The 23307-nt window shown below is 70.1% G+C and carries 14 protein-coding genes; 10 read left to right on the plus strand and 4 right to left on the minus strand.

Translation table 11 applies throughout. From position 1 onward, the window contains the following. Positions 1-44 precede the first annotated feature (44 nt). The 8 genes from WFQ67_RS14000 (at position 45) to rlmF (ending at position 9281) form a co-directional block, all read left to right on the plus strand. Complete coding sequence (locus WFQ67_RS14000) at positions 45-1529, plus strand: leucyl aminopeptidase (protein WP_213626133.1); 1485 nt, start codon at positions 45-47, stop codon at positions 1527-1529. Positions 1530-1592: 63 nt separating this feature from the next. Next, positions 1593-2012 (plus strand): DNA polymerase III subunit chi, encoded by a 420-nt coding sequence (locus tag WFQ67_RS14005; protein ID WP_337057219.1) that lies wholly within the window; start codon positions 1593-1595, stop codon positions 2010-2012. 9 nt (positions 2013-2021) lie between these two features. Beyond that, positions 2022-2507, plus strand: a complete 486-nt coding sequence (locus WFQ67_RS14010; RefSeq protein WP_337057221.1) for a DNA polymerase III subunit chi — start codon at positions 2022-2024, stop codon at positions 2505-2507. Between the two features lie 108 nt (positions 2508-2615). Next, positions 2616-5447, plus strand: coding sequence for a valine--tRNA ligase (locus WFQ67_RS14015; RefSeq protein WP_337057222.1), 2832 nt, complete (start codon positions 2616-2618; stop codon positions 5445-5447). Between the two features lie 60 nt (positions 5448-5507). Continuing rightward, on the plus strand, positions 5508-5957 hold the full coding sequence (locus WFQ67_RS14020; RefSeq protein WP_337057224.1) for a hypothetical protein: 450 nt from the start codon (positions 5508-5510) through the stop codon (positions 5955-5957). 14 nt (positions 5958-5971) lie between these two features. Beyond that, the gene (locus WFQ67_RS14025) at positions 5972-6268 is read left to right on the plus strand and encodes a winged helix-turn-helix domain-containing protein (RefSeq protein WP_173172843.1); all 297 of its coding nucleotides are present in this window, start codon (positions 5972-5974) and stop codon (positions 6266-6268) included. Between the two features lie 109 nt (positions 6269-6377). Next, on the plus strand, positions 6378-8207 hold the full coding sequence (locus WFQ67_RS14030; RefSeq protein ID WP_337057225.1) for an SLC13 family permease: 1830 nt from the start codon (positions 6378-6380) through the stop codon (positions 8205-8207). A gap of 78 nt (positions 8208-8285) precedes the next feature. Then, entirely contained in the window at positions 8286-9281 is a 996-nt protein-coding gene (gene rlmF / locus WFQ67_RS14035; RefSeq protein WP_213626139.1) for a 23S rRNA (adenine(1618)-N(6))-methyltransferase RlmF, read from the plus strand. A gap of 129 nt (positions 9282-9410) precedes the next feature. On the opposite strand, the gene WFQ67_RS14040 is transcribed toward rlmF, so the two are convergent. After that, positions 9411-10937 (minus strand): MFS transporter, encoded by a 1527-nt coding sequence (locus WFQ67_RS14040; protein ID WP_271103905.1) that lies wholly within the window; start codon positions 10935-10937, stop codon positions 9411-9413. Positions 10938-11047: 110 nt separating this feature from the next. Between WFQ67_RS14040 and WFQ67_RS14045 the strand changes: the two genes are divergently transcribed. Then, entirely contained in the window at positions 11048-11947 is a 900-nt protein-coding gene (locus WFQ67_RS14045) for a LysR family transcriptional regulator (RefSeq protein ID WP_337057226.1), read from the plus strand. Positions 11948-12055: 108 nt separating this feature from the next. On the opposite strand, the gene WFQ67_RS14050 is transcribed toward WFQ67_RS14045, so the two are convergent. Both WFQ67_RS14050 and sbcD read right to left on the minus strand, forming a co-directional pair. Further along, positions 12056-15478, minus strand: coding sequence for an AAA family ATPase (locus tag WFQ67_RS14050; RefSeq protein WP_337057227.1), 3423 nt, complete (start codon positions 15476-15478; stop codon positions 12056-12058). Between the two features lie 89 nt (positions 15479-15567). Next, a complete protein-coding gene (gene sbcD, locus WFQ67_RS14055; protein ID WP_213626141.1) occupies positions 15568-16788 on the minus strand; it encodes an exonuclease subunit SbcD in 1221 nt (406 codons plus the stop codon). Positions 16789-16911: 123 nt separating this feature from the next. Here sbcD and WFQ67_RS14060 point away from each other — a divergent pair, with 123 nt between their 5' ends. Next, positions 16912-18240, plus strand: a complete 1329-nt coding sequence (locus tag WFQ67_RS14060; protein ID WP_337057228.1) for a TAXI family TRAP transporter solute-binding subunit — start codon at positions 16912-16914, stop codon at positions 18238-18240. Between the two features lie 8 nt (positions 18241-18248). Here WFQ67_RS14060 and WFQ67_RS14065 read toward each other — a convergent pair whose 3' ends face one another. Further along, the gene (locus WFQ67_RS14065) at positions 18249-23216 is read right to left on the minus strand and encodes a tetratricopeptide repeat protein (RefSeq protein ID WP_337057229.1); all 4968 of its coding nucleotides are present in this window, start codon (positions 23214-23216) and stop codon (positions 18249-18251) included. Positions 23217-23307 lie beyond the last annotated feature (91 nt).

The following is a 23307-nucleotide window of genomic DNA, read 5'->3' on the forward strand; positions in this document are numbered from 1 at the left end:
ATTATATCCTGCAATCCCGACTCTTTGTCTTGGGGACATACGTCATGGAATTCCTCGTCAAAAGCGCTCGCCCGGAAACCCTGAAAACCGCCACCCTGGTCGTCGCCGTCGGCGAAGGCCGCAAACTGGGTGCCGCTGCCAGCGCACTGGATGGCGCCACCGGTGGCGCCATCGCCGCCCTGCTCAAGCGTGGCGACCTGGCCGGCAAGGTCGGCCAGACCCTGCTGCTGCACAGCCTGCCCAACCTCAAGGCCGAACGCGTGCTGCTGGTAGGCGTGGGCAAGGAGCGCGAACTCGGCGACCGCCAGTTCCGCAAGGTGGTCGCCGCCGTCAACGCCGTGCTCAAGGGCCTCGGCGGCAGCGATGCGGTACTGGCCCTGGGCGAACTCGCCGTGAAGGGCCGTGACGCCTATGGCAAGGCGCGCCTGCTGGTGGAGACCCTGGCCGACGGCACCTACCGCTTCGATCGCTTCAAGAGCACCAAGGCCGATGCGCCGGTCCTGAAGAAGATCACCCTGCTGGCCGAGAAGGCCGAGCTCGCCGACGTCGAGCGTGGCAGCGCCCATGCCCGGGCCATCGCCACCGGCATGGCCTTCACCAAGGACCTCGGCAACCTGCCGCCGAACCTCTGCCACCCCAGCTTCCTCGCCGAGGAAGCCAAGGCCCTGGCCAAGGCCCACAAGAACCTCAAGGTCGAGGTGCTGGACGAGAAGAAGCTCAAGGAGCTCGGCGCCGGTGCCTTCCTCGCCGTCGCCCAGGGCAGCGACCAGCCGCCGCGGATGATCGTGCTCCACTACCAGGGCGGCAAGAAGGACGATAAACCCTACGCCCTGGTCGGCAAGGGCATCACCTTCGACACCGGCGGCATCAGCATCAAGCCCGCCGCCGGGATGGACGAGATGAAGTACGACATGTGCGGCGCCGCCAGCGTGCTCGGCACCTTCCGTGCCCTGGTCGAGCTGCAGCTGCCGATCAACGTCGTCGGCCTGCTGGCCTGCGCCGAGAACATGCCCAGCGGCGGCGCCACCCGCCCCGGCGACATCGTCACCACCATGAGCGGCCAGACCGTCGAGATCCTCAACACCGACGCCGAAGGCCGCCTGGTGCTGTGCGACACCCTCACCTACGCCGAGCGCTTCAAGCCCCAGGCGGTGATCGACGTCGCCACCCTCACCGGCGCCTGCATCGTCGCCCTGGGCAGCAACGTCTCCGGCCTGATGGGCAACAACGAGACCCTGGTGAAGCAGATCCTCAAGGCTGGCGAATACGCCGACGACCGCGCCTGGCAACTGCCGCTGTTCGACGAATACCAGGAGCAGCTCGACAGCCCCTTCGCCGACATCGCCAACATCGGCGGCCCCAAGGCCGGCACCATCACCGCCGGCTGCTTCCTGTCGCGCTTCGCCAAGAAATTCCACTGGGCCCACCTCGACATCGCCGGCACCGCCTGGGTCAGCGGCGGCAAGGACAAGGGCGCCACCGGTCGTCCGGTGCCCCTGCTCACCCAGTACCTGCTGGACCGCGTGTAAACTGCCGCACCGCCCGGCGGCGCAGGCCGCCGGGCACCCGCCTCACCTCAGGAACACCCAGCCATGACCCGCGTCGAGTTCTACGTCCTTTCCTCCAGCACCCCGGCGGACCGCCTGCGCGCCGCCTGCCAACTGGCGAGCAAGGCCTGGCGCCACGGCCTGCCGGTGTTCGTGCGCTGCGCCGACAAGGCCCAGGGCGCCGAGCTGGACGACCTGCTGTGGCGCTTCAAGGCCGAGACCTTCATCCCCCACGGCCTGCACGAAGACGACCCGCAGGCACCGGTGGTGATCGGCGGCGACGAGCAGCCCGAGGCCGCCCTGGGCCTGCTGATCAACCTCGACGCCAGCCTCTCGCCGCACCTCGAGCGTTTCAGCCGCATCATCGAGATCGTCAACCAGGAGCCGGCTCTGCTGGCCGCCTGCCGTGAGAATTTCCGTACCTACCGCCAGCGCGGCTATGATCCAAAGCGAGTCGAACTCTAAGCACGCCCCATGGACAACTCCAGACCGCCGCAAAAGCCCGCACACCTGCTGGACGACCTCGAATCGATCCGCGCCCTGCTCGACGAACACACCAGCAGCGAGCCGCCCCTGCTCACCGAGTCCGTCGACCCGGACAGCATCCCCCTGCTCTCCGAGATCGTCGAAGCGCCGCCCTTCGAGCTGCCCCCACGGGGCAACGAGCCCATCGCACCCAGCCCGGCCCCGGCCCCGGCCCCGGCCCCCAGCGTGCAGCCCACGCCCCCGCCGCGTGCCGAGCAGCCGGCGCAGACGCCCCTGCAGGGCGCCCTGCAACGCAGCGCCGAAGCCGCCAGCGCCCAGGAATTCAGCCGCCTGGACACCGAGCTGCGCGCCGCCGCGCAACTCATCCTGCAAGACGTCATCGACGACTTCGTCCCGCAGATAGAAGCCGAGCTCAAGCGCCGCCTCAGCGCCCGCCTGACCCGCCTCCTGCCCCAGCCGCCCCGCCGCGGCTGAGTCGCACGCCACTCGCCCCCTGCCCCGCTGCCCGCGCTTGGGGCTTGTAGCCGCAGCCGCTATACTCGGCGGCTTTCCGATCAGTTGCCGACACGGTCCCGCCGCACAATGGACAAGACCTACCAGCCCCACGCCATCGAATCCTCCTGGTACCAGACCTGGGAGAAGAACAACTACTTCGCCCCGCAAGGTTCCGGCGAGCCCTACACCATCATGATCCCGCCGCCGAACGTCACCGGCAGCCTGCACATGGGTCATGGCTTCAACAACGCCATCATGGACGCGCTGATCCGCTTCCGCCGCATGCAGGGTCGCAACACCCTTTGGCAGCCGGGCACCGACCACGCCGGCATCGCCACCCAGATGGTGGTGGAGCGCCAGCTGGCCGCCCAGGGCGTCGACCGCCACGACCTCGGCCGCGAGAAGTTCCTCGAGAAGGTCTGGGAGTGGAAGGAACAGTCCGGCGGCACCATCACCCGCCAGATCCGTCGCCTCGGCTCCTCCGTCGACTGGTCGCGCGAGCGCTTCACCATGGACGACGGCCTCTCCGAAGCGGTCAAGGAAGCCTTCGTACGCCTGCACGACGACGGCCTGATCTACCGCGGCAAGCGCCTGGTCAACTGGGACACCAAGTTCCACACCGCCATCTCCGACCTCGAAGTGGAAAGCCACGACGAGAAGGGCCACCTGTGGAACCTGCGCTACCCGCTGGCCGACGGCCTGAAGACCGCCGACGGCAAGGACCACCTGGTGGTCGCCACCACCCGCCCGGAAACCCTGCTGGGCGACAGCGCCGTCGCCGTGCACCCGGAAGACGAGCGCTACAAGGCCCTGATCGGCAAGTTCGTCGTCCTGCCCCTGGTCGGCCGCCGCATCCCCATCGTCGCCGATGACTACTGCGACCCCGAGTTCGGCACCGGCTGCGTGAAGATCACCCCGGCCCACGACTTCAACGACTACGAAGTCGGCAAGCGCCACGACCTGCCGCTGATCAACATCTTCGACAAGAACGCCGCCGTGCTCGCCACCGCCCAGGTGTTCCACCTCGACGGCAGCGTCAACGACGCCTTCGACGGCAGCCTGCCCGCCGCCTACGCCGGCCTCGACCGCTTCGAGGCGCGCAAGCGCATCGTCGCCGACATCGAAGCCCTCGGCCTGCTGGAGAAGATCGACGACCACGCCCTCAAGGTGCCCAAGGGCGACCGTTCCGGCACCGTCATCGAGCCCTGGCTGACCGACCAGTGGTACGTCTCCACCAAGCCGCTGGCCGAGAAGGCCATCGCCGTGGTCGAGAGCGGCGAGATCCAGTTCGTGCCCAAGCAGTACGAGAACATGTACTTCAGCTGGATGCGCGACATCCAGGACTGGTGCATCAGCCGCCAGCTCTGGTGGGGCCATCGCATCCCCGCCTGGTACGACGAAGCCGGCAACGTCTACGTCGGCCGCGACGAGGCCGAGGTACGCGCCAAGCACAACCTGGGCGACACCGCCCTGCGCCAGGACGATGACGTCCTCGACACCTGGTTCAGCTCGGGCCTGTGGACCTTCTCCACCCTGGGCTGGCCGGAACAGACCGACTTCCTCAAGACCTTCCACCCCACCGACGTGCTGGTCACCGGCTTCGACATCATCTTCTTCTGGGTCGCCCGGATGATCATGCTGTCCACCCACCTGACCGGGCAGATCCCGTTCAAGACCGTGTACGTCCACGGCCTGGTGCGCGACGGCCAGGGCCAGAAGATGTCCAAGTCCAAAGGCAACGTCCTCGACCCGCTGGACATCGTCGACGGCATCACCCTCGACGCGCTGCTGGAGAAACGCACCAGCGGCATGATGCAGCCCAAGCTGGCCGAGAAGATCGCCAAGCAGACCCGCGCCGAGTTCCCCGACGGCATCAACAGCTTCGGCACCGACGCCTTGCGCTTCACCTTCTGCTCGCTGGCCTCCACCGGCCGCGACATCAAGTTCGACATGGGCCGCGTCGAGGGCTACCGCAACTTCTGCAACAAGCTGTGGAACGCCGCCAACTTCGTCACCGAGAACACCGATGGCCAGGACACCGGCGTCAACGGTGAAGCCGTCGAGCTGTCCTCCGTCGACCGCTGGATCATCTCCCAGCTGCAGCGCACCGAAGCCGAAGTCACCCGCCACCTCGACGCCTTCCGCTTCGACCTCGCCACCCAGGCCCTCTACGAGTTCGTCTGGGACGAGTACTGCTCCTGGTACCTCGAGCTGGTCAAGCCGGTGCTGTGGGACGAGAACGCCCCGATCGAGCGCCAGCGTGGCACCCGCCGCACCCTGGTGCGCGTGCTGGAGGTCATCCTGCGCCTGGCCCACCCGTTCATGCCCTTCATCACCGAAGAGATCTGGCAGCGCATCAAGGCCCAGGCCGGCGTCAGCGGCGACACCCTGATGCTGCAACCCTGGCCGGTGGCCAACGAGGCCCGCATCGACGCCGCCGCCGAAGACGACATCGAATGGGTCAAGACCCTGATGCTCGGCGTGCGCCAGATCCGCGGCGAGATGAAGATCTCCATGGCCAAGCGCATCGACGTGGTCCTGGCCAACGCCAATGCCGAAGACCTGCGCCGCCTCGCCGACAACGGCCCGCTGCTGAACAAGCTGGCCAAGTTCGAATCGGTCCGCGTCCTCGAAGCCGGCGAAGAAGCCCCCATGTCCGCCACCGCCCTGGTCGGTGACATGCAGGTGCTGGTGCCCATGGCCGGCCTGATCGACAAGGAGGCCGAACTGGCGCGCCTGGACAAGGAAATCCAGCGCCTGGACGGCGAAGTGAAGCGCGTCGGCGGCAAGCTCGCCAACGAAGGCTTCGTCGCCAAGGCCCCGGCCGAGGTGCTCGACAAGGAGCGCGCCAAGCTCGCCGAGGCCGAACAGGCCCTGGCCAAGCTGGCCGAGCAGCGCGAGAAAATCGCCAACCTGTAAGCCCCCACCCCAAGGCCCGCCACCCGGCGGGCCTTGTTCTTTCATAGGGAAATGGAAGACATGCCCATCGAACTGCGTTTCGAATCCCACCTCGCGGTCAGCCCCGGCCAGGCCTGGAGCTGGATCACCGACGTCGACCGCCTGCGCGAGGAAATGCGCCCCTGGCTGCGCATGAGCGTGCCCGCCGGCGTCCGCAACCTCGAAGACCTCGCCGTCCAGCCCGGCCAAGCGCTGTTCACCAGCCACCTCTGGCTGTTCGGCGTCCTGCCGCTGGGCACCTCGCGACTGACCCTGCGCGAACTCACCCCCGGCGTCGGCTTCGTCGAGGAGTCCCCCATGACCGGCATGCGCCTGTGGCGCCACGAACGCCGCCTGGAACACAGCGCCAGCGGCACCCGGGTCATCGACCAGCTCACCGTCGCGCCCCTGTTCGGCACCCCGTTGGTCCGGCTGTTCCTGCGCCTGTTCTTCGCCAACCGCCACCGCGTCCTGCGCCGTCGCGCGCCCTGACCCCGGAGCCCCCCATGGAAACCAGCAAGACCAAGACCAGCTTCTACCGCCGCCTCTACGTCGCCTGGCTGATCGACAGCGGCACCGCCGCCAGCGTCCCCGCCCTGATGGACGCCACCGGCATGCCCCGCCGCACCGCCCAGGACACCCTCGCCGCCCTCGCCGACCTGGACATCGACTGCCAGTTCCAGCAGGACGCAGGCGCCCGCAACAACGCCGGCCACTACGTGATCCGCGACTGGGGCGCCATCGACAAGACCTGGATCGCCGCCAACCTGCAGCAGATCAAGGCCACCCTCGGCTACCCCTGACAGAATCCCGCCGTAAACGGTCGTAGCCCGGGCTTCAGCCCGGAAACCCCTCCGGGTTGAAGTCCGGGCTACGGTGCAAAGGCCACACCCCATCCAGGAGCCCCCCGCCATGACCCCGCAACTCATCTGGGTACTCGGCCTGCTGCTGGTGGTCGTCACCCTCTTCGTGCGCAACCGCCCGCGCATGGACGCCGTCGCCCTGCTGGCCCTCGTGGCCCTGGTGCTCAGCGGCGTGCTCGGCACCGAACAGGCCCTGGCCGGCTTCAGCGACCCCAGCGTCGTGTTGATCGCCGCGCTCTTCGTCATCGGCGACGGCCTGGTGCGCACCGGCATCGCCTACCGCCTGGGCGACGCGCTGGTGGCCCGCGCCGGTAGCAGCGAAACCCGCCTGCTGGTGCTGCTCATGCTCAGCGTCGCCGGGCTCGGCTCGGTGATGAGCTCCACCGGCGTGGTCGCCATCTTCATCCCGGTCGTGCTCGGCGTCGCCGCGCGGCTGAAGATCCCACCGGCGCGGCTGATGATGCCGCTGGCCTTCGCCGGCCTCATCAGCGGCATGCTCACCCTGGTGGCCACGCCGCCGAACATGGTGGTGCACAGCGAACTGCGCCGCGCCGGCTTTGACGGCTTCGGCTTCTTCGGCCCCACGCCCATCGGCCTCGCCGTGCTGGTCCTGGGCGTGCTCTACATGCTCGCCGCCAGCCGCTGGCTCGGCCGCGCAGGCGGTGACGGCACCACCACGGCGCCGCGCCTGACCCTCGCCGACCTGGCCGGCGCCTACCACCTCAGCGAGCGCGAAAGACGCCTGCGGGTACGCGCCGACTCGCCGCTCGCGCGGCAGGCCCTGAACGAGCTCGAGCTGCGCCGCGAGTACGGCATCAACGTCATCGCCGTCGAGCGCCAGCGCAAGTTCCGCACCCTGCTGCTCATGGCCACCGGCAACACCCAGCTGGAACCCGGCGACGTGCTGCTGGTGGACCTCGCCAGCCCGGCCATCGGCCTGCTCGGCGCCTACCACGCACTCGGCCTGGAGCCTATGCCGCTCAATGCCTCCTACTACAGCCTGCACGCCCACCAGCTGGGCCTGGCCGAAGTCGCGCTGCCGCCCGAGTCGGAGCTGCCGGGCAAGACCATCCAGGAACTGGGCTTCCGCAGCCGCCACCGCCTCAACGTCGTCGGCCTGCGTCGCCATGGCCGCCCCCTCGATGGCGTGCTGGTGGACGAGAAGCTCAAGGGCTCCGACACCCTGCTGGTGGCGGGCGAATGGAAGGACATCCACCGCCTGCAGGCCCAGGGCCGCGACTTCCTGGTGCTGAGCCTGCCCGCCGAGGTGGACGAGGTGGCGCCCACCGCGCACAAGGCACCCCACGCCCTGCTCAGCCTGGCGGTGATGGTGATCCTGATGGTCAGCGGCCTGGTGCCCAACGTCATGGCCGCGCTGGTGGGTTGCCTGCTGATGGGCGCCTTCCGCTGCATCGACCTGGACAGCGCCTACCGCGCCATCCACTGGCCCACCCTGATCCTCATCGTCGGCATGCTGCCCTTCGCCCACGCCCTGCAGCAGACCGGCGGCATCGACCTCGCCGTACAGGGCCTGGTGGCGTTGCTGGGCGATGCCGCACCGCGCCTGGTGATCGCCGCGCTGTTCGTACTCACCGCAGTGATCGGCCTGTTCATCTCCAACACCGCCACCGCCGTGCTCATGGCGCCGGTGGCCATCGCCACCGCCCAGCAGCTCGGCGTCTCGCCGCAGCCCTTCGCCATGACCGTGGCCCTGGCCGCCTCCGCCGCCTTCATGACGCCCATCTCCTCGCCGGTGAACACCCTGGTGCTCGGCCCCGGCCAGTACCGCTTCGGTGACTTCGTCCGCGTCGGCGTGCCCTTCACCCTGCTGGTTATGGCCGTCACCGTGCTCCTGGTGCCCTGGCTCCTGCCCTTCTGACCGGTCGCCGGCGGCGGCTGGCCAAACCCGCCCGGTTGTGAATAATGCGCCCCTGCCCCTCCACCCCGGACCTTCGCCATGCCCAGCAAACCGCCCAGCAAGACCGCACCGGCCAAGCCGTCCGACGGGGGCAAGGCGCCACTGCACCCGCGCAATCGCCACCAGGGCCGCTACGACTTCCCCGCGCTGATCGAAGGCAGCCCCGAGCTGGGTGCGTTCGTCATCACCAACCCCTACGGCAAGCCGAGCATCGACTTCGCCAACCCCGAGGCGGTGAAGGTCTTCAACCGCGCGCTGCTCAAGCAGTTCTACGGCATCCGCCAGTGGGACATCCCCGCCGGCTACCTGTGCCCGCCCATCCCCGGGCGCGCCGACTACCTGCACCACCTGGCCGACCTGCTCGGCGCCGCCCACGACGGCGTGATTCCCAGGGGCCCCGCCCTGCGCGGGCTGGACATCGGCGTCGGCGCCAACTGCATCTACCCGCTGATCGGCCACCACGACTACGGCTGGCGCTTCGTCGGTGCCGACATCGACCCGCAGTCCCTGGACTCCGCCACCGCCATCCTTGCCGCCAACCCGCAATACGAGGGCGCCATCGAACTGCGCCGCCAGGAAAACCCGCAGCACATCTTCCAGGGCCTGGTGCAAGCCGACGAGCGCTTCGACTTCACCCTGTGCAACCCGCCCTTCCACGCCTCCCTCGACGAAGCCCGCAGCGGCAGCACGCGCAAATGGAAGAGCCTCGGCAAGCAGGACCCCAGCCGCACGCTGCCGGTGCTCAACTTCGGCGGCCAGTCCAACGAACTGCATTGCGAAGGCGGTGAAGCCGCCTTCATCGCGCGCATGGCCGAGGAAAGCGCCGCCTTCGGCCAGCAGGTGTTCTGGTTCAGCACCCTGGTGTCCAAGATCGGCAACGTCACGCCGCTGCAAGAGCGCCTCAAGGCCCTCGGTGCCACCGACATCCGCGTCGTGCACATGGCCCAGGGCCAGAAGCAGAGCCGCTTCGTCGCCTGGACCTACCTCCAGAAGAACCAGCGCCGCGCCTGGCGCAAGGAACGCTGGCCCGCCTGACCAACACTCGCCCTTGCAGGGGCGAATTCATTCGCCAAGGAGCGCGCAGCGCTCCCCGCGACGCCCCTCTTGGGCGTTACCGGCCACACCGACGGTGGACCGATGAAGCGCGGTCCACCCTACGCACGGCTACGCCTCACAAGGCACCTCGGCCAACGCCTCCACCTCATGGGTGCGCACCTTGCCCAGCAGCATGAACACCAGCACCGCCGTCAGCCCGGTGATCGCCGCCAGCACCTGCAACAGGGTACGGAACGCCGCGTCATAACCCGGCTGCAATGCCGCCCTGTCCACCCCGAGCAGCGCCGCCGCCCGGGCCAGGTCGCCCATGGCCGCATGCCCGGCGGCACCGATGACCTGGGCCGACGACGCGCCCGATGCCGGTAGCGCCGCGACGACCAGTGCCGCCAGCAGCGCACCGACCAGCGCGATGGCCACGCCGTCGCCGGACACCCGCACGGTGTTGAAGATGCCCGTGGCCATGCCCGCCCGCTCCTTCTCCACCACGCTCACCGCCAGCCCGTCCATCAGCCCCCAGGGCAGGCCGATGCCCACGCCCACCAGCAGCATCGGCAGCAGCAGCGCCTGCGGCCCGGACACCAGCGCCAGGCTCATCCACAACAGCCCGAGCGCGTTCAGCGCCAGGCCCAGCGCCGACAGCAGCCCGGCGGTGAACCAGCGCGACAGCAGCGCCGCCAGCATCGGCACCACCAGCAAGGGCGCCGACAGCGCGATCATCAGTTGCCCGGCCTGCACCGCGCTCAGGCCATCGGCACCGATGAAGCGCCCCGGCAGCAGCACGATCAGCACCACGAAGGCGAAGGCCGGCGACGCGCCCAGCAGCTGCACCCCGGCGAATTGCGCGCGACGGAACAGGCCCAGCTCCAGCATCGGCCGGGCCACGCGCCGCTCGATCACCACGAAGGCCACCAGCAACGCCAGACTGCCCCACAGCGAGACCTGCACCAGCGGGTGCGACCAGCCGTGCTCCGGCGCCAGCAGGGTGCCGCAGGTGAACAGCGTGAGCATCGCGGTGAAGCTGATCGCCCCCGGCCAGTCCAGGCCCTGGGCGTTGGGGTCGCGGCTTTCGCGGGCGCAGATCGAGACCAGCAGTGCGCCGGCGACGCCGATCAGGGCTGGCAGCAGGAACACCATGCGCCAGCCCAGGCTGTCGCTCAGCAGGCCGGCCAGCAAGGGGCCGAACGCCAGCCCCAGGCCGAAGGTGGTGCCCAGCAGGCTGAACACCCGGGTGCGGATCGGGCCGTGGAACTCCTGGGCCAGCGCAGCCATGGCCCCGGCGAAGGCGGCGGAACCGCCGAGGCCCTGGAGCACACGCAGCAGGTCGAACACCAGCACCGTGGGCGCGAGGGGGATCACCAGGGTCACCGCCGCGAACAGCCCCAGGCCCACCCGCCACACGCGCTTGCGTCCATGGATGTCGGCCAGGCTGCCGGCCGCCATCATCGCGCTGCCGTAGGCGAGGATGTAGCCGTTGGTGATCCAGCCGAGTTCCGCCGCCGAGCCACCCAGGGCCTGGCTGATGGCCGGCAGCACCACCGCCGGGCCGGTGAAGCACAGCGGGATCAGCACCGCCGTCAGGCAGGCGGCCAGCAGCAGCCAGCGGCGTGCGCCGGCGGTAAGGGATGAGTCGGTCATGTCGAAGGCTCCGCAAGAAAAGTCGGAGCAGGCTACGGCGGCGGGAATTACGGAAAAACAGGCTAGTATTCCGCACTTAACGGAATCCTGAGTCCGCAATCGGAAACCCCATGGAAAGCCTCAACCGCCTCGCCCTCTTCGTCCAGGTCACCGAAAGCCAGAGCTTCGTCGCCGCCGGTCGCGTGCTGGGCATCTCCGCCTCGGCGGTGGGCAAGGGCATCGCCCGCCTGGAACAGCACCTGGGCGTCCGCCTGTTCCACCGCAACACCCGCAGCATCAACCTCACGGTGGAAGGCGCGCTGTTCCTCGAACGCTGCCGGCGCATCCTCGGCGAGCTGGAGGCAGCCGAGCACGAGCTGTCGCAGAACACCCAGGAGCCCAGCGGTCGCCTGCGGGTCAGCCTGCCTTTGGTGCTGGGCCTGTTCCCGGTGGTGCTGCCAGCCTTCATGCGCCGCTATCCCGGCATCGAACTGGACCTGGACTTCAGCGACCGCCTGGTGGACGTGATCGAGGAAGGCTTCGACGTGGTGGTGCGCAGCGGCATCCCCGAGGACTCGCGCCTGCGTGCCCGCCAGCTCGGGGCCTTCCACCTGCAACTGGTGGGCTCCCCCGCCTACTTCGCCGCCCATGGCACGCCACGGGTGCCGGCCGACCTGGAGCAGCACGCCTGCCTGCACTACAAGTTCCCCAGCACCGGCAAACTGCAGAAATGGCCCCTGCTGCTCTCACCCGGCGAAAGCGAGCCCCAGTTGCCCACCACCCTGGTGTGCAACCACGCCGACACGCTGATCCGCGTCGCCAGCGAAGGCATGGGCATCACCTGCCTGCCCGACTTCGCCATCCGCGACGCCCTGGCCAGCGGCCAGTTGCAGACGGTGCTCGAAGACCGCAACCAGCATGCCGGCCACTTCCGCGCCCTGTGGCCCTGCTACAAGCAGATGCCCGCCAAGCTGCGGGTGTTCGTCGACTTCCTCACCGAGCACCTGTTCCTCGACCAGAGCCAGGCGTGAGCGCGGCAAACCGCTCTCTGTAGGGGCGACTTCAGTCGCCAGGGAGCGCGCAGCGGTCCCATCACCGCATGGGTTTAGCTGCGCTCGCGGAACGCCGCCCGACCCATCCTACAAGGCGAAGCGCGCATCCAGTCGGCTGTAGCCCATGCCCACGCCCTTGTGCACCTTGAGCTGCACCGGGATGCGCTCCTTGAGCGCTTCGACGTGGCTGATCACACCGATCATCTTGCCGCTGGCGTTTAGCGCGTCCAGGGCATCGAGGGCCACTTCCAGGGTCTCGCCGTCGAGGGTGCCGAAGCCCTCGTCGAGGAACAGCGAATCGATGCTGGTCTTGTGGCTGACCAGGTCGGACAGCGCCAGCGCCAGCGCCAGGCTCACCAGGAAGCTTTCGCCGCCAGACAGGGTGCGGCAGTCCCGGGCGGCATCGGCCTGCCAGGTGTCCACCACTTCCAGCTCCAGCTCGCCCAGGGCGCGGCGGCGCAACTGGTAACGGCCGTGCAGGCGCTCCAGCTGCTGGTTGGCCAGGTGGATCAGGTGATCCAGGGTCAGCCCCTGGGCGAAGCGGCGGTACTTGGCGCCGTCGGCCGAACCGATCAGCCCGTTGAGCCGTTGCCAGAGATCACAGGCGCCTTCCTGGGCGGCGATCTCGGCGAACAGCGCCTGCTGGTTCTGCCGGCGCTGCTCGTCGCCAGAGAGCTGTCCACGCACCTCGCCCTGGCGCTCGGCCAGCGCACGCAGTTCCCGTTGCAGCACCTGCAGGCGCTCGTCCAGCTCGGCCAGGGCCAGTTCGGTCCGTGGCGTCGCCTGCAACTCCGCCAGGCTCTGCCGGGCGGAGGCCTCCAGGGCCTGGGCTTCGGTCCAGGCCTTCTCCAGGCGCGCCTTGAGCGCCAGTAGCTGGCTGCGTGCGTCCTCGTCCAGCAGCGCGGCGAGGTACTGCACCTCATCGGCGAAGGGGCTCTGCGCCAACGCCTGTTCCCAGGCGGCACGCTGGGCGTCGAGCGAGGCACGCGCGGCCTCCAGTTGCTCGACCAGGCTGTGCTCGCGCCCGCCCAGGGCCTGGCTGCGTTCCTGGGCCAGCGCCAGGCGCTGCTCGGCCTGCTCCAGGGCGGCGGTGGGGTTATCCACAGGGGCCAGGGGCTCGCCATCGGCCTGGCCGAGCGCGCTCCAACGCTGCTGCCAGCGGTCGGCAGCGCCCTGGGCCGCGTGCAGCTCCGCCAGGAGCACCTGTTCGTCCCGCTCCAGCCGCTGTTGCCGGGCCTGGGCCTCGCGCCAGGTGCGTGCCTCCGCCTCGCGCTCATCCAGCCAGCCCTCGCTGTCCTCGGGCAGGGCATGGCCGAACTCGGCCAGGGCCGCGCCCAGCTCGGCGTCCTGGCGGGCCTGCTGCATCTGGAGCTGGCCCAGTTGCCCGGTGTTCTCCGCTTCGCGGCGGCGCAACGCGTCCTGTTCCTGAAGGGCCAGGGCGTGCCCCTGGGCGGCTTCCAGCTGCTGGCGCTGCGCCTGCTCGCGCTGGGCACGGGCGCCTTCGAGGGCCTGCTTGAGGCCATCCAGTTCCCCCAGGCTGCGTTGCAGGGCGGCGAGCTCCGCCTGTTGCTGCGCCTGGGCCTCCGCCAACGCCTGGGCATCGGCCAGGGGCCGGCCCAATGCCGCGCAGTGCTGCTGCCACTGCGCCTGCACCTGATGCAATTCGTCCTGTAGGCGTTGCGCCTCCTGCTGCCGCTGGCGCAGTTGCGCCTCCAGCGCGGCCAGCTCGTCACGCAGGGCTTCGCCGCGCTCGCGCACCTGGTCCTGTTCGGCACGCTTGGCCTGCAGCGCGGCCTGGGTGTCGGAGACATCCAGCGCTCGGTAGGCCTCGATCGCCGGGTGTTCATGGGAGCCGCACAGCGGGCAGGCTTCCCCCGGCTGCAGGGCGGCGCGGTGGGCTTCGAGCTTGAGGATGCGCTGCTCCTGCTCCAGCAGCTTTTCCTTGTCCTGGATCTGTTGCTTGAGGTCGGTGAACTGCAAGCGCAGAGCGTCCCGCGCCGCCGCCTTCTCCACCTGCGCACGGTCGTCGGTTTCGATGCCGCCCCGTGCGTCGGCCAGTTGCCGCTCCAGGCGCGTGCGGGTGTCCGCCAGTTGCTGCAGGCGGGCGAGTTGGTGGCCCTGGTCGCTGAGGCGCTGCCAGCGCTCGCGCAGGGCGGCTTCGGATTGGCCGGCCAGCAGCGCATCGAGCGCGGCCTGGGGTTGCGCTTCGCCGTCGCGGGCGCGCTCCAGGCGCTGCTCGCTTTCACCCAGCGCGGCCTGCAAGCGGGCGATGCGTTGCGCCAAGTGCTCCGCGTCCTGGCGTTCCTGCTGCTGGCGCGCCAGCGACTGGGCGATGGCCTGCGCCAGGTTGCGACGCGCGCCGAGCTGCTCGCGCCAGGCGCCCAGGCGCTCGCCGAGCAGGCCGTGTTGCGGATTGGCCGCCAGTTGCGCCTCCACCTGCCGGCGCTGATCGGCCAAGGCATCGCGCCGTTCGGCAAGGGCCTTCGCCCGCTGCTGGCTGTAGCCACGCGCCTGCCACAGGCCGTCGGCCACCTCGCGCTCGGCCTGGGCCTTCTGTTCGCGCATCTGGGCCAGGGCCGTGGTGGCCTCCGTGACCGCCTGCCCGGCCCGCTGCCAATCGCGGTGCTGCGGGCGCAGGCGCTCGGCCGGCTCGCTGGCGGCCAGGCGCTGCAGCTGCGGGCCGGCCTGCTCCAGCGCCTGCCGGGCATCCTGGCCCTGCTGCACGGCGGCGAGCTGGCGCGCCTCGGCGCCGGCCAGGGCTTCACGCCACTGGCGCTGGCGCTGCAGGCTGTCCTGCTGGCCGAGCAGTGCCGCTTCACGATCGGTGAGTTCGGTGAGTTCGTCCTGCAACTGCTGGCGCCGCTCCTCGCCCAGCAACTCGACGCCCTCAGCCCGCGCGCGCAGCTGGCCCAGGGCGGCTTCGGCCCCCTTGGTGCGCTGGTAGACGCGCTGGGAGATCAGCCCATACACCTCGGTGCCGGTCAGCTCCTCCAGCAGCGCGGCGCGATCGTTAGCACTGGCTTCGAGGAAGGCGGCGAACCCGCCCTGGGCCAGCAGCATGGACTTGGTGAAGCGCTCGAAATCCAGCCCGGTGAGGCTTTCGGTCTGGCGCAGCTTGTCGTTGATCTTGTCGGTGAGGATCTCGCCATCGGCGATGCGCGCCAGCTCCACCTTCGGCGCCTGCAGGCCGCCATCGACCTTGTCGCGGGCACGGCGCTGGCTCCAGAAGGCGCGGTAGCCCACACCCTTCACCTCGAACTCCACCTCGGCCAGGCAGTCGGCGGTGTGGCGGGTCATCAGCTCGTTGACCGTGGCGGAGACGCTGCTCATGCGCGGGGTGCGGTGATAGAGCGCCAGGCAGATGGCGTCCAGCAGCGTGGTCTTGCCGGCACCGGTGGGGCCGGTGATGGCGAACAGGCCGTTGCCGGCGAAGGGCTCGCCGGTGAAGTCGATCTTCCACTCGCCCTTGAGGGAGTTGAGGTTCTTCAGGCGCAGGCTGAGGATTTTCATGCAGAAGCCGCCAGGGGATGGGAGCGGCATTCTGGCATTCTCCGCCCGCCCTTGCAGGCCCGGCGGCGATAGCGGGTCCGCCCCGGCGTTCAGTTGCGCTCGCTGCGGACCTCTTCCAGAACGCCACGGTGCAGGTCCCGCAGGCGCCGGGCCTGGTCCTCGTCCAGCTGCTCCAGCTCCAGGCGGCGTACGAACACGTCCTCGGCGCTGAGCTCGTCCAGCGTTTCGCGTGCGGCGCCCAGCAGGGCCGGAGCCAGGCCGGCACGCTCGCGGCGCAGGCGCAGCACCTCCACCGGCAGGCCTTCGCACAGGGCGGCGACGCGGCCTTGCAGGTCGCTCAGGTAGTCGTCCGTGCTCACCTGCACCTCCAGCCAGACGGGCCGCTCGGGCGTGCCCCGGCGGGCCTGCTCGGCGATGGCGCCGGCCAGCTCGGCCAGGGCGCCCCGCACGCTGGCCAGGGGCTGGAAACAGGGCACCGGCAAGGGTGTAACGCTGCGCAGGCCCTCGCCATCCACCTCCACCAACAGCACTTCCTTGGCCTGGCCGGCCTCGTCGAAGGACAGCGGGATGGGCGAGCCGCTGTAGCGGATGTGCTCCAGGCCGCCGACCTTCTGCGGCCTGTGGATATGCCCCAGGGCGATATAGGCGGCGGGCGGGAAGGCGCTGGTGGGGAAGGCCTCCAGGGCGCCGACATAGATTTCCCGCACCGACTCGCTGGCGCTGGCACCGACCGTGGTCAGGTGGCCGGTGGCGAGGATCGGCAAGCCGCCGCCCAGCGCGTCGCGGCGCTGCTCGGCCAGCGCGAACAGCTGGGCGTAGTGGGCCTGGATCGCCTGCTGCAGGGACAGCTGCTTGTCCGCCGCGCTCTGCCCGGCCTGGCTCTGCAACACGTCGCGGGCCCGCACGAAGGGGATGGCGCAAAGCACCGCACCCGGCTCGCCATCACGGCCGTGCAGCACCAGAACCTGGTCCTGCGGGTCGGCGGCGACGCCCGGCACCACGCGCGTGCCCAGGGCCGCCAGCAAGGCCTGGCTTTCGCCGAGCATGGCGGGCGAGTCATGGTTGCCGCCCAGCACCACCAGTTGCGCACCAGCATCACGCAGGTCGATGACGAAGCGGTTGTACTGCTCGCGGGCGTAGCTGGGCGGCGCGCCGGTGTCGAACACGTCGCCCGCCACCAGCACCGCGTCCACCCGGTGCTCGCGCACCTGCTCCAGCAGCCAGGCGCAGAAGGCCTGGTGCTCGGCCTGGCGGGTCTTGCCCATGAAATGCTGGCCGAGATGCCAGTCGGAGCTGTGCAGGATGCGCATCGGGTCTGTCACTTGTCGCGGGGAACGGGAAGGCGGCCACCTTGTCATTTACCGGCACCGGGAGGCAACCGCCGCTGCGCCAGTGGCTATCCTTCCCCTCAATTCCCCGCCCCAAGGACTCCCATGCCAAGGTTCCTGAAAGACCTGAAGATCATGCTGCTGGCCAACCTCTGGACCGTGCCCGTGGTGGCCGCGCTGGTGGGCGCGGTGTTCTATTTCGTCGCCCCGCCGCCGCCCATGCACGCGACCCTGGCCACCGGCGGCGCCAACGGCGGCTACGCGCTGTTCGCCGAGAAGCTCAAGGAGGAACTGGCGCACCAGGGCTTCACCCTGGAGCTGGTGCCCAGCGGCGGCTCCCTGGACAACCTCGGCAAGCTGCAGCGCGGCGAGGTGCAGATGGCCCTGGTGCAGAGCGGCCAGGAGCTGACCCTGCCGGCGCGTGAGCGCGAACGCCTGCACGGCCTCGGGGTGATGTACCAGGAGCCGCTGTGGCTGTTCAAACGCAAGGACGTGGACATCGACGCCATGGGCGACCTGCTGCAGCTGCGGGTCGCCATCGGCACGCCCAACAGCGGCACCCGCGCCATCGCCGCGGCGCTGCTGCAGGCCAACCGGATCGAGCCGGAGGGCTACCCGCAGGCCTGGCAGGCATTCAGCGGCACCCGCGCCGCCGACGCGCTGATCGCCGGCGAGCTGGACGCGGCCTTCTTCGTCGGCCCGGCGGAGAACGCCGTGGTGCAGCGCCTGGCCGCACGCAGCGAGGTGGACCTGGTGAGCCTGCGCCGCAGCGCCGCCTACCGCGCGCGCCTGCCCTACCTGACAAAGCTTGAAGTGGGCGAAGGCCTGCTCAACCTCGCCAGCAACAGCCCCTCGCGGGACATCCTCACCCTGGGCCCGGTGGCGACCCTGGTGGCCAACGACGAATTCCACCCCTCGCTGACCCCGCTGATCCTCGAAGCCGCCCGCGAGGTGATGAAAAACGGCAGCCTGCTAGACCCCGCCGGCCGCTACCCCGCCGCCCAGCCGATGACCCTCTCGACGCTGGACGAGGCGGCCTACTACTACAAGAACGGCCTGCCGATCCTGCAACGCTACCTGCCCTTCCGCATCGCCTCCCTGGCGGACCGCTACATCATCCTGCTGATCCCGCTGCTGGTGGTGATGTTCCCGCTGTTCAAGGCCGTGGGCCCGGTGTACCGCTGGCGCATCCGCGCGCGCATCTACCGCTGGTACAAGTACCTGCGTGAGATCGACCGCAAGCTGGACGCCGGCACCCTGCGCGAGGAGCTGGACGGCGAGATCGGCAAGCTGGAGGAACTGGAGGACCAACTGGCCAAGGTGGACGTGCCGCTCTCCTACTCCAACGAGCTGTACGACCTGCACGTGCACCTGCGCTACGTGATCGAGCGGCTCCAGGCGCTGAAGGCCAGGAGCCGCGATGGCGAGACCTGAACGGGACCTCAGAAGCGCAGTTGCAGGTAGCGCAGCGGCGCCAGCCAGGCCGGGGTCGCCGGGCCGAAGGCCAGGACCTTCGCCAGGTGCCGGCGCAGGCACCAGTAGGAGCCGTGCTCGCTGCCCTTGGCCACCGCGCGCGCGGTGCGGAAGTGCGCCACGGCAACGCTGCTGCCGCCTTCCCGCGAGGCGGCGGTGAAGCCTTCCAGCAGGTGCTGCATGCAGCGGAAGAAGGGCCGCGGCTGCGCCCCCTGCAGGCGCTCCAGCCAGCCTTCCACGGCCTCCAGGTCACCGGCCATGGCCGCATCGACGCCCAGCCAGACCATGGCGTCGTGGTTCTGCGGGTCGCGCTCCAGGGACAGCCGCGACACCGCTGCCGCACGCCCATCCAGCTCGCGCGCACGCAGGCCCAGCGCCAGGTTGTCCAGGCCCCAGGCCGGCGCCTGCGGGTTCCGCTCCCAGTCCGAGAGCCAGTCGAACATCAGCTCGTAGCGCTCCTGGTTGACCATCGCGTAACTGGCCATGCCCCAGATCACCCCGTCGCTGCGGATCGCCTCGCGGCTGGCCTCAAGCGCGTCCACCAGCAGCCGGCTGGCGTTCTTGCGGTTGGCCAGCAGCTCCAGCATGGCGTGCTTGCCGGCATGCTGCGGATCGTTTTCCAGCAGGCGCAGGAAACCCTTCCAAAGCGAGCCCGGCATCCAGCGGCCGTCTTCGCGTCGCAGCCAGTACAAGGCGGCGGCGTAATGCAGGGAGCCGTCGGCGACACCCGCCTCGAGGTTTTCCCACAGCAGCGTGTCCTTGTCCGGTTGGCCGAGGATCTTCAGCACTTCCGACCAGGCCTCGACCACGCCGCCGTCACGGCACAGCGGATGCAGCACACGACGCTTGAGCGCCTCGTCGGCCCGAGGCACGGCGAAGCGCAGGGCGCGGATCAGCACGGAGGATTGGCTGGACGCCTCCAGCAGCCGCTCCAGCACCTCGCGCGTGGCCTCGACCGTGCCGTGCTCGAGCAGCAGGTCGAACGCGTGCAGGCCGGCGAAGGTGTAGCAGGCGTCCAGCTCGTAGGCACGGAGGAAGGACGGCAGCGCCTCCTCGCCCTTGCCATCGAGCCACAGGGCGTGGCCGAGGAAGCCATGGGCGATGGCCTGCCGGGGTTCCAGGCGCACCATCTCGCGGGCCGACTCCACGTAGGCGGCATAGTCGCCGGCGTCGTCCTGCCAGTCGGCCAGGGTGCGCCAGCCATCGAAGAAGGCCGGCTGGCGCTCCAGCAGCTGGCGCAGCTCGGCCAGGGCGCTGGGCAGGTCCTTTTCCTCGCGCGTGGCGCGGGGGCCGAACAGGGCCAGGTCGGGGGGTGTCGCACCGCCCCAGCAGGGCGCATCCAGCAGCTGGCGCAGTTCGTCGAAGCGCCCCGCGGCCAGCAGCCCCTCGGCCAGCTGGGTGTTGGCGCTGCGGTGGCGTGGGCTCAGTCCCAGGGCCTGGCGCAATGCCGGCTCCCTGGCCTCGAAGCCCTCTTCCTGCTCGGCCAGCGCCAGCCAGGCGTCGGCGTCGCCGGCGCGCAGGCGGGTCAGTTCACGGGCCAGTTCCAGGGGGCGCGCGGGCGTCTCCAGGGCGGCGCTGTAGCGGCGCAACTGGTTCCATACCCAGCCGTTGCCGGGCTCCTCACGCAGCACCTTTTCCGCCTCGATGGCCCCTTCGCCCGGGTTGTCGCGCTCGCCCAGCACGTAGCCCAGGTAGGCACGCAGCTCGGTGTTGTCGGGGGTGCGGGCGAGCACGCTGCGCAGCAACTGCTCGGCCTCCTCCAGGTCGGCGCCCTCGTCGAGCAGGCTCTCGACGTAGAGGCGCACGCTGCGTGTCCACAGCGGGTTGATGCGGAAGCTCTCGCGCAGGGTCTCGCGGCACTCGGCGTACTGCTTCTGGCTGCTTTGCAGCTGGGCGCGCTCCAGGGCCAGGCGCGGCATCAGCGGGAAGCGCTCGATGGCCGATTGCAGCAGGTTCTCGGCCTGCTCCGGGTGGCCCATCTCGGCCTGCTGGGCGGCGACCACCACCCACAGTTGCCAGAGGTCGGCACGCTGTTGCAGGGCCTCGCTCAACTGCTCCAGCAGCACCTGCGGCTCCAGCAGCCTGCGCGCCTGCTCCGGGTAGGCCAGCCAGCCGTCGCCGAAGGTGACCTGGGCCACCAGCTGGCGGTGGACGAAGTCGAGATCGTCAAGGACCTCGCCCTGGGTGGTGCAGGTTTCCAGCAGCATGTTGCTGGCGTAGTCATTGTCGGCGGAGCGTTCCAGCGCCTCGCGGAAGGCGGCGCGGGCAGCCTCGCGCTGGCCACCCTGGAGCAGCACGAAGCCACGCGTGGAATAGCTGCTGGAGCTGCGCGGGTCGGTGCGCCGAGCCTGCTCGCAGAACTCCAGGGCCTCTTCGTGGCGGCCGAGGCGCGCCAGGGTCACGGCCAGTTCGCGGATCGCCCAGGCGTACTCCGGGTGGCTGGCCAGCAGGCGCCGCAGGGCGACCTCGGCGTCTTCCAGGGACCGCCGCTGGGCACGTTCCACCGCCAGCTCGGCGATGCCGCAGTGGTGGGGAAAGCGTTCGGCCAGCGCCTCGACATAGGCGTCCACCGCCTCTTCGCCGGCGCTCTGGCGCAGCAGTTGCACCTGCATGCGGTGCAGGCTCATGTTCAGCGGGTCCAGCTCCACCGCCTCGCGGCACCAGGCCAGGGCGCGCTGGGTGTCGCCATCGCTGCGCTGGCTGTGCAGCACGGCGGCGCGCAGCCAGGTGCCCCGGCGGCTCACCGGCTCGGCGCGGCGCAGCATGGCCTCGTTCAGCTCCAGCTCGCCGTGGCGACCGTAGAAGTCGGCGAGGTTGAGCAGCAGCGCCGGGTCCTGGGGGCGGCGCTCCAGGGCCTGCTCGAGGATCTGCCGGCATTGCAGCGGATCGGACAGCTCCTCGATGAACTCGCAGAGGGTCAGGGTCGGGCCGGCGGCCAGGGCGCCGAGGCGCGCCTGGCGCTGGCGCAGGAACTCCAGGCCCGCTTCGGTGCGGCCCAGGCAGCGCAGGGCACGGAAGTACTGGCTGCTGTAGCCCTCGTTGGTGTCGTGCAGGCACGCGGCGATGCGGTACAGCTCGCAGGCCTGCTCGCGGCTGCCTTCGTTCCAGCGCAGGCTGGCCAGCTCGTTCCAGGCCTGGGCATGCCCCGGCGCCTGGCGCAGGGCGCGGCCCAGCAGGTGGCGCGCGGTATCCAGCTGGCTGCCGTCCTCCACCAGGAGGCTGGTGTAGCGCACCAGGATGCCGGCGTCGCTCCAGCGCGCCTGGCAATGGCCGGCCAGCCAGTCCAGCTGCTGTTCGCGGGCGTGCAGGTGGGCCAGGGAGGTGGATTTGGACAGGATCAGGTTGGCATCGTCGGGGAAGCGCTCCAGCAGCGCTTCGGTGGCCTCCAGCACCTGCGCCTCGCGCCCGTCGTACCAGCCCAGGGTGCGCTGGCCCTGGAGCGTCAGGCGGTGCCCCGGCGCCTGCTCGCGCAGGGCCTCGAACGCGGCCAGGGCCTCTTCGCGGTCATGCACCTCCAGGGCGCTGACCAGGCGGTAGTAGAGGTCCCAGGTCGCATGCTCCGGCAGCTCCAGGCCGTCCAGCCGATGGGCTTCCTCGGGCGGCAGCAGGAGCAGGCCGCGTGGCCCCGACGCGCGCTGGGCCTGGTACAGGCCTTCGGCGATGCTCTCGCCGAACTGCGCCTGGCCGGGGTCGCGGATCAGCACGGTGCCACGGGGCTCGTCGTAGCCGACCACCGCCTGCAGGTGGCCGCTGCCGGTGTATTGCAGGGACAGGGTGAAGGGCAGGCCGCGATCGATCAGCGCGCGGCTGGTGGCCCAATCGACGGTGAACTCGCGCACCAGCCAGCCGTTGCGCTCGGCCCAGGCGCGCTCGGCCTGGTAGGAGGTGCCGTCGTAGCAGATCTCCTCGGCCACCTCCAGGTGCGCCACGGGGCGGCCCCAGTAGGTGGAGAGCGCGGTCAGGGTGGCGGGGACGCAGGTCATGTGGTGCTGGCGGACGAAGGTGACCGGCAGCAGGACGCGACCGCCCTTCGGTTCCGCCAGGCGCTCGGCGACCATCGTGTAGAAGGGGCTCTGCGCCTCCTGGGCCAGGGCCCGGCCCTGCTCGTGGTCGCCACGCAGGCAGGCGATGTCGCAACGCCGGCCGGCGTACCAGCCGCGCATGCCCTTCTCCAGCAGCAGCGCCAGCTCCAGGGAGCGCTCGATCAGGCGCTCGGCCTCGTCCAGTTCCTCACGCTCGATCAGCAGGTCGATCAGCTGCGCGCAGAGCCCGGCGCTCTCCATCCGCCCGGTGGCGTCCAGCAGGCGGGTACGGGCGGCCTCCTCGCGCCCCAGCTGCAGTTCGAGCTGGGCGGCCTGCAGGGTCGCGGAGCGGAAGTCGGGGAGCAGCGCCAGGGCGTCCTCGCAAAGCTCCAGCGCCTCGGCGTAGCGGTCTTCCTGCTCCAGGCTGTAGGAGCGCTCCACCAGCAGCCAGGGATCGTTGGTGCCCAGTCGCATGGCCGCGTCGTGCAGCTCGGCGCTGCGGCCGAAGTCACGCAGCAGCGCCCGCAGGTAGCCCTGGAACGACAGCCATTCGGCGCGCAGGCCGGGCTCTTCCGGCAACCAGTCGGAAAAGCGCTGGAGGAATTCCCAGGCGCGGTACTGGCCACGGCGCGCCAGCAGGAAGCGGGCGTAGCGCAGGCGCGCCTCGGCGGCCTCCGGGTAGCGGCGGTAGCCCAGCCAGGCGAGGGCATCGCCCAGGCGCGGGGCACCGAGTTGCGCAACCAGGCGCGAGGCCAGCGCCATGGCGGCGGCACCGCGCCAGTGGCGGTAGTCGCCGAGTTCGGTGGCCCTGGCGTGGGCCCGGAGGAACAGGCCGCGGTCGGCCAGCGCCTCGAGGGCGTGGATGGACTCGGCGTCGACCGTGGGCAGGGGCGTATCGAGGATCAGGCTGGACATCGGAACCATCCTTGGTCATTGCAGCGGGAATGGCGTCACTTTAGGGATGCGCGGGCCCGGCAACAAGCGATCGGGTCACAAGGTCCCTCAT

Source organism: Pseudomonas sp. USHLN015, from assembly GCF_037153275.1.
In the GTDB taxonomy this organism is placed as follows: domain Bacteria; phylum Pseudomonadota; class Gammaproteobacteria; order Pseudomonadales; family Pseudomonadaceae; genus Metapseudomonas; species Metapseudomonas tohonis.

Bases quoted from the DNA above. Each gene is read 5' to 3' on its own strand.
- WFQ67_RS14045 (WP_337057226.1), top strand. From the start codon at position 11,048: ATGGAAAGCCTCAACCGCCTCGCCCTCTTCGTCCAGGTCACCGAAAGC.
- WFQ67_RS14025 (WP_173172843.1), top strand. From the start codon at position 5,972: ATGGAAACCAGCAAGACCAAGACCAGCTTCTACCGCCGCCTCTACGTC.
- WFQ67_RS14065 (WP_337057229.1), bottom strand. From the start codon at position 23,216: ATGTCCAGCCTGATCCTCGATACGCCCCTGCCCACGGTCGACGCCGAG.
- WFQ67_RS14005 (WP_337057219.1), top strand. From the start codon at position 1,593: ATGACCCGCGTCGAGTTCTACGTCCTTTCCTCCAGCACCCCGGCGGAC.
- WFQ67_RS14015 (WP_337057222.1), top strand. From the start codon at position 2,616: ATGGACAAGACCTACCAGCCCCACGCCATCGAATCCTCCTGGTACCAG.
- rlmF (WP_213626139.1), top strand. From the start codon at position 8,286: ATGCCCAGCAAACCGCCCAGCAAGACCGCACCGGCCAAGCCGTCCGAC.
- sbcD (WP_213626141.1), bottom strand. From the start codon at position 16,788: ATGCGCATCCTGCACAGCTCCGACTGGCATCTCGGCCAGCATTTCATG.
- WFQ67_RS14050 (WP_337057227.1), bottom strand. From the start codon at position 15,478: ATGAAAATCCTCAGCCTGCGCCTGAAGAACCTCAACTCCCTCAAGGGC.
- WFQ67_RS14030 (WP_337057225.1), top strand. From the start codon at position 6,378: ATGACCCCGCAACTCATCTGGGTACTCGGCCTGCTGCTGGTGGTCGTC.
- WFQ67_RS14000 (WP_213626133.1), top strand. From the start codon at position 45: ATGGAATTCCTCGTCAAAAGCGCTCGCCCGGAAACCCTGAAAACCGCC.
- WFQ67_RS14010 (WP_337057221.1), top strand. From the start codon at position 2,022: ATGGACAACTCCAGACCGCCGCAAAAGCCCGCACACCTGCTGGACGAC.
- WFQ67_RS14040 (WP_271103905.1), bottom strand. From the start codon at position 10,937: ATGACCGACTCATCCCTTACCGCCGGCGCACGCCGCTGGCTGCTGCTG.
- WFQ67_RS14060 (WP_337057228.1), top strand. From the start codon at position 16,912: ATGCCAAGGTTCCTGAAAGACCTGAAGATCATGCTGCTGGCCAACCTC.
- WFQ67_RS14020 (WP_337057224.1), top strand. From the start codon at position 5,508: ATGCCCATCGAACTGCGTTTCGAATCCCACCTCGCGGTCAGCCCCGGC.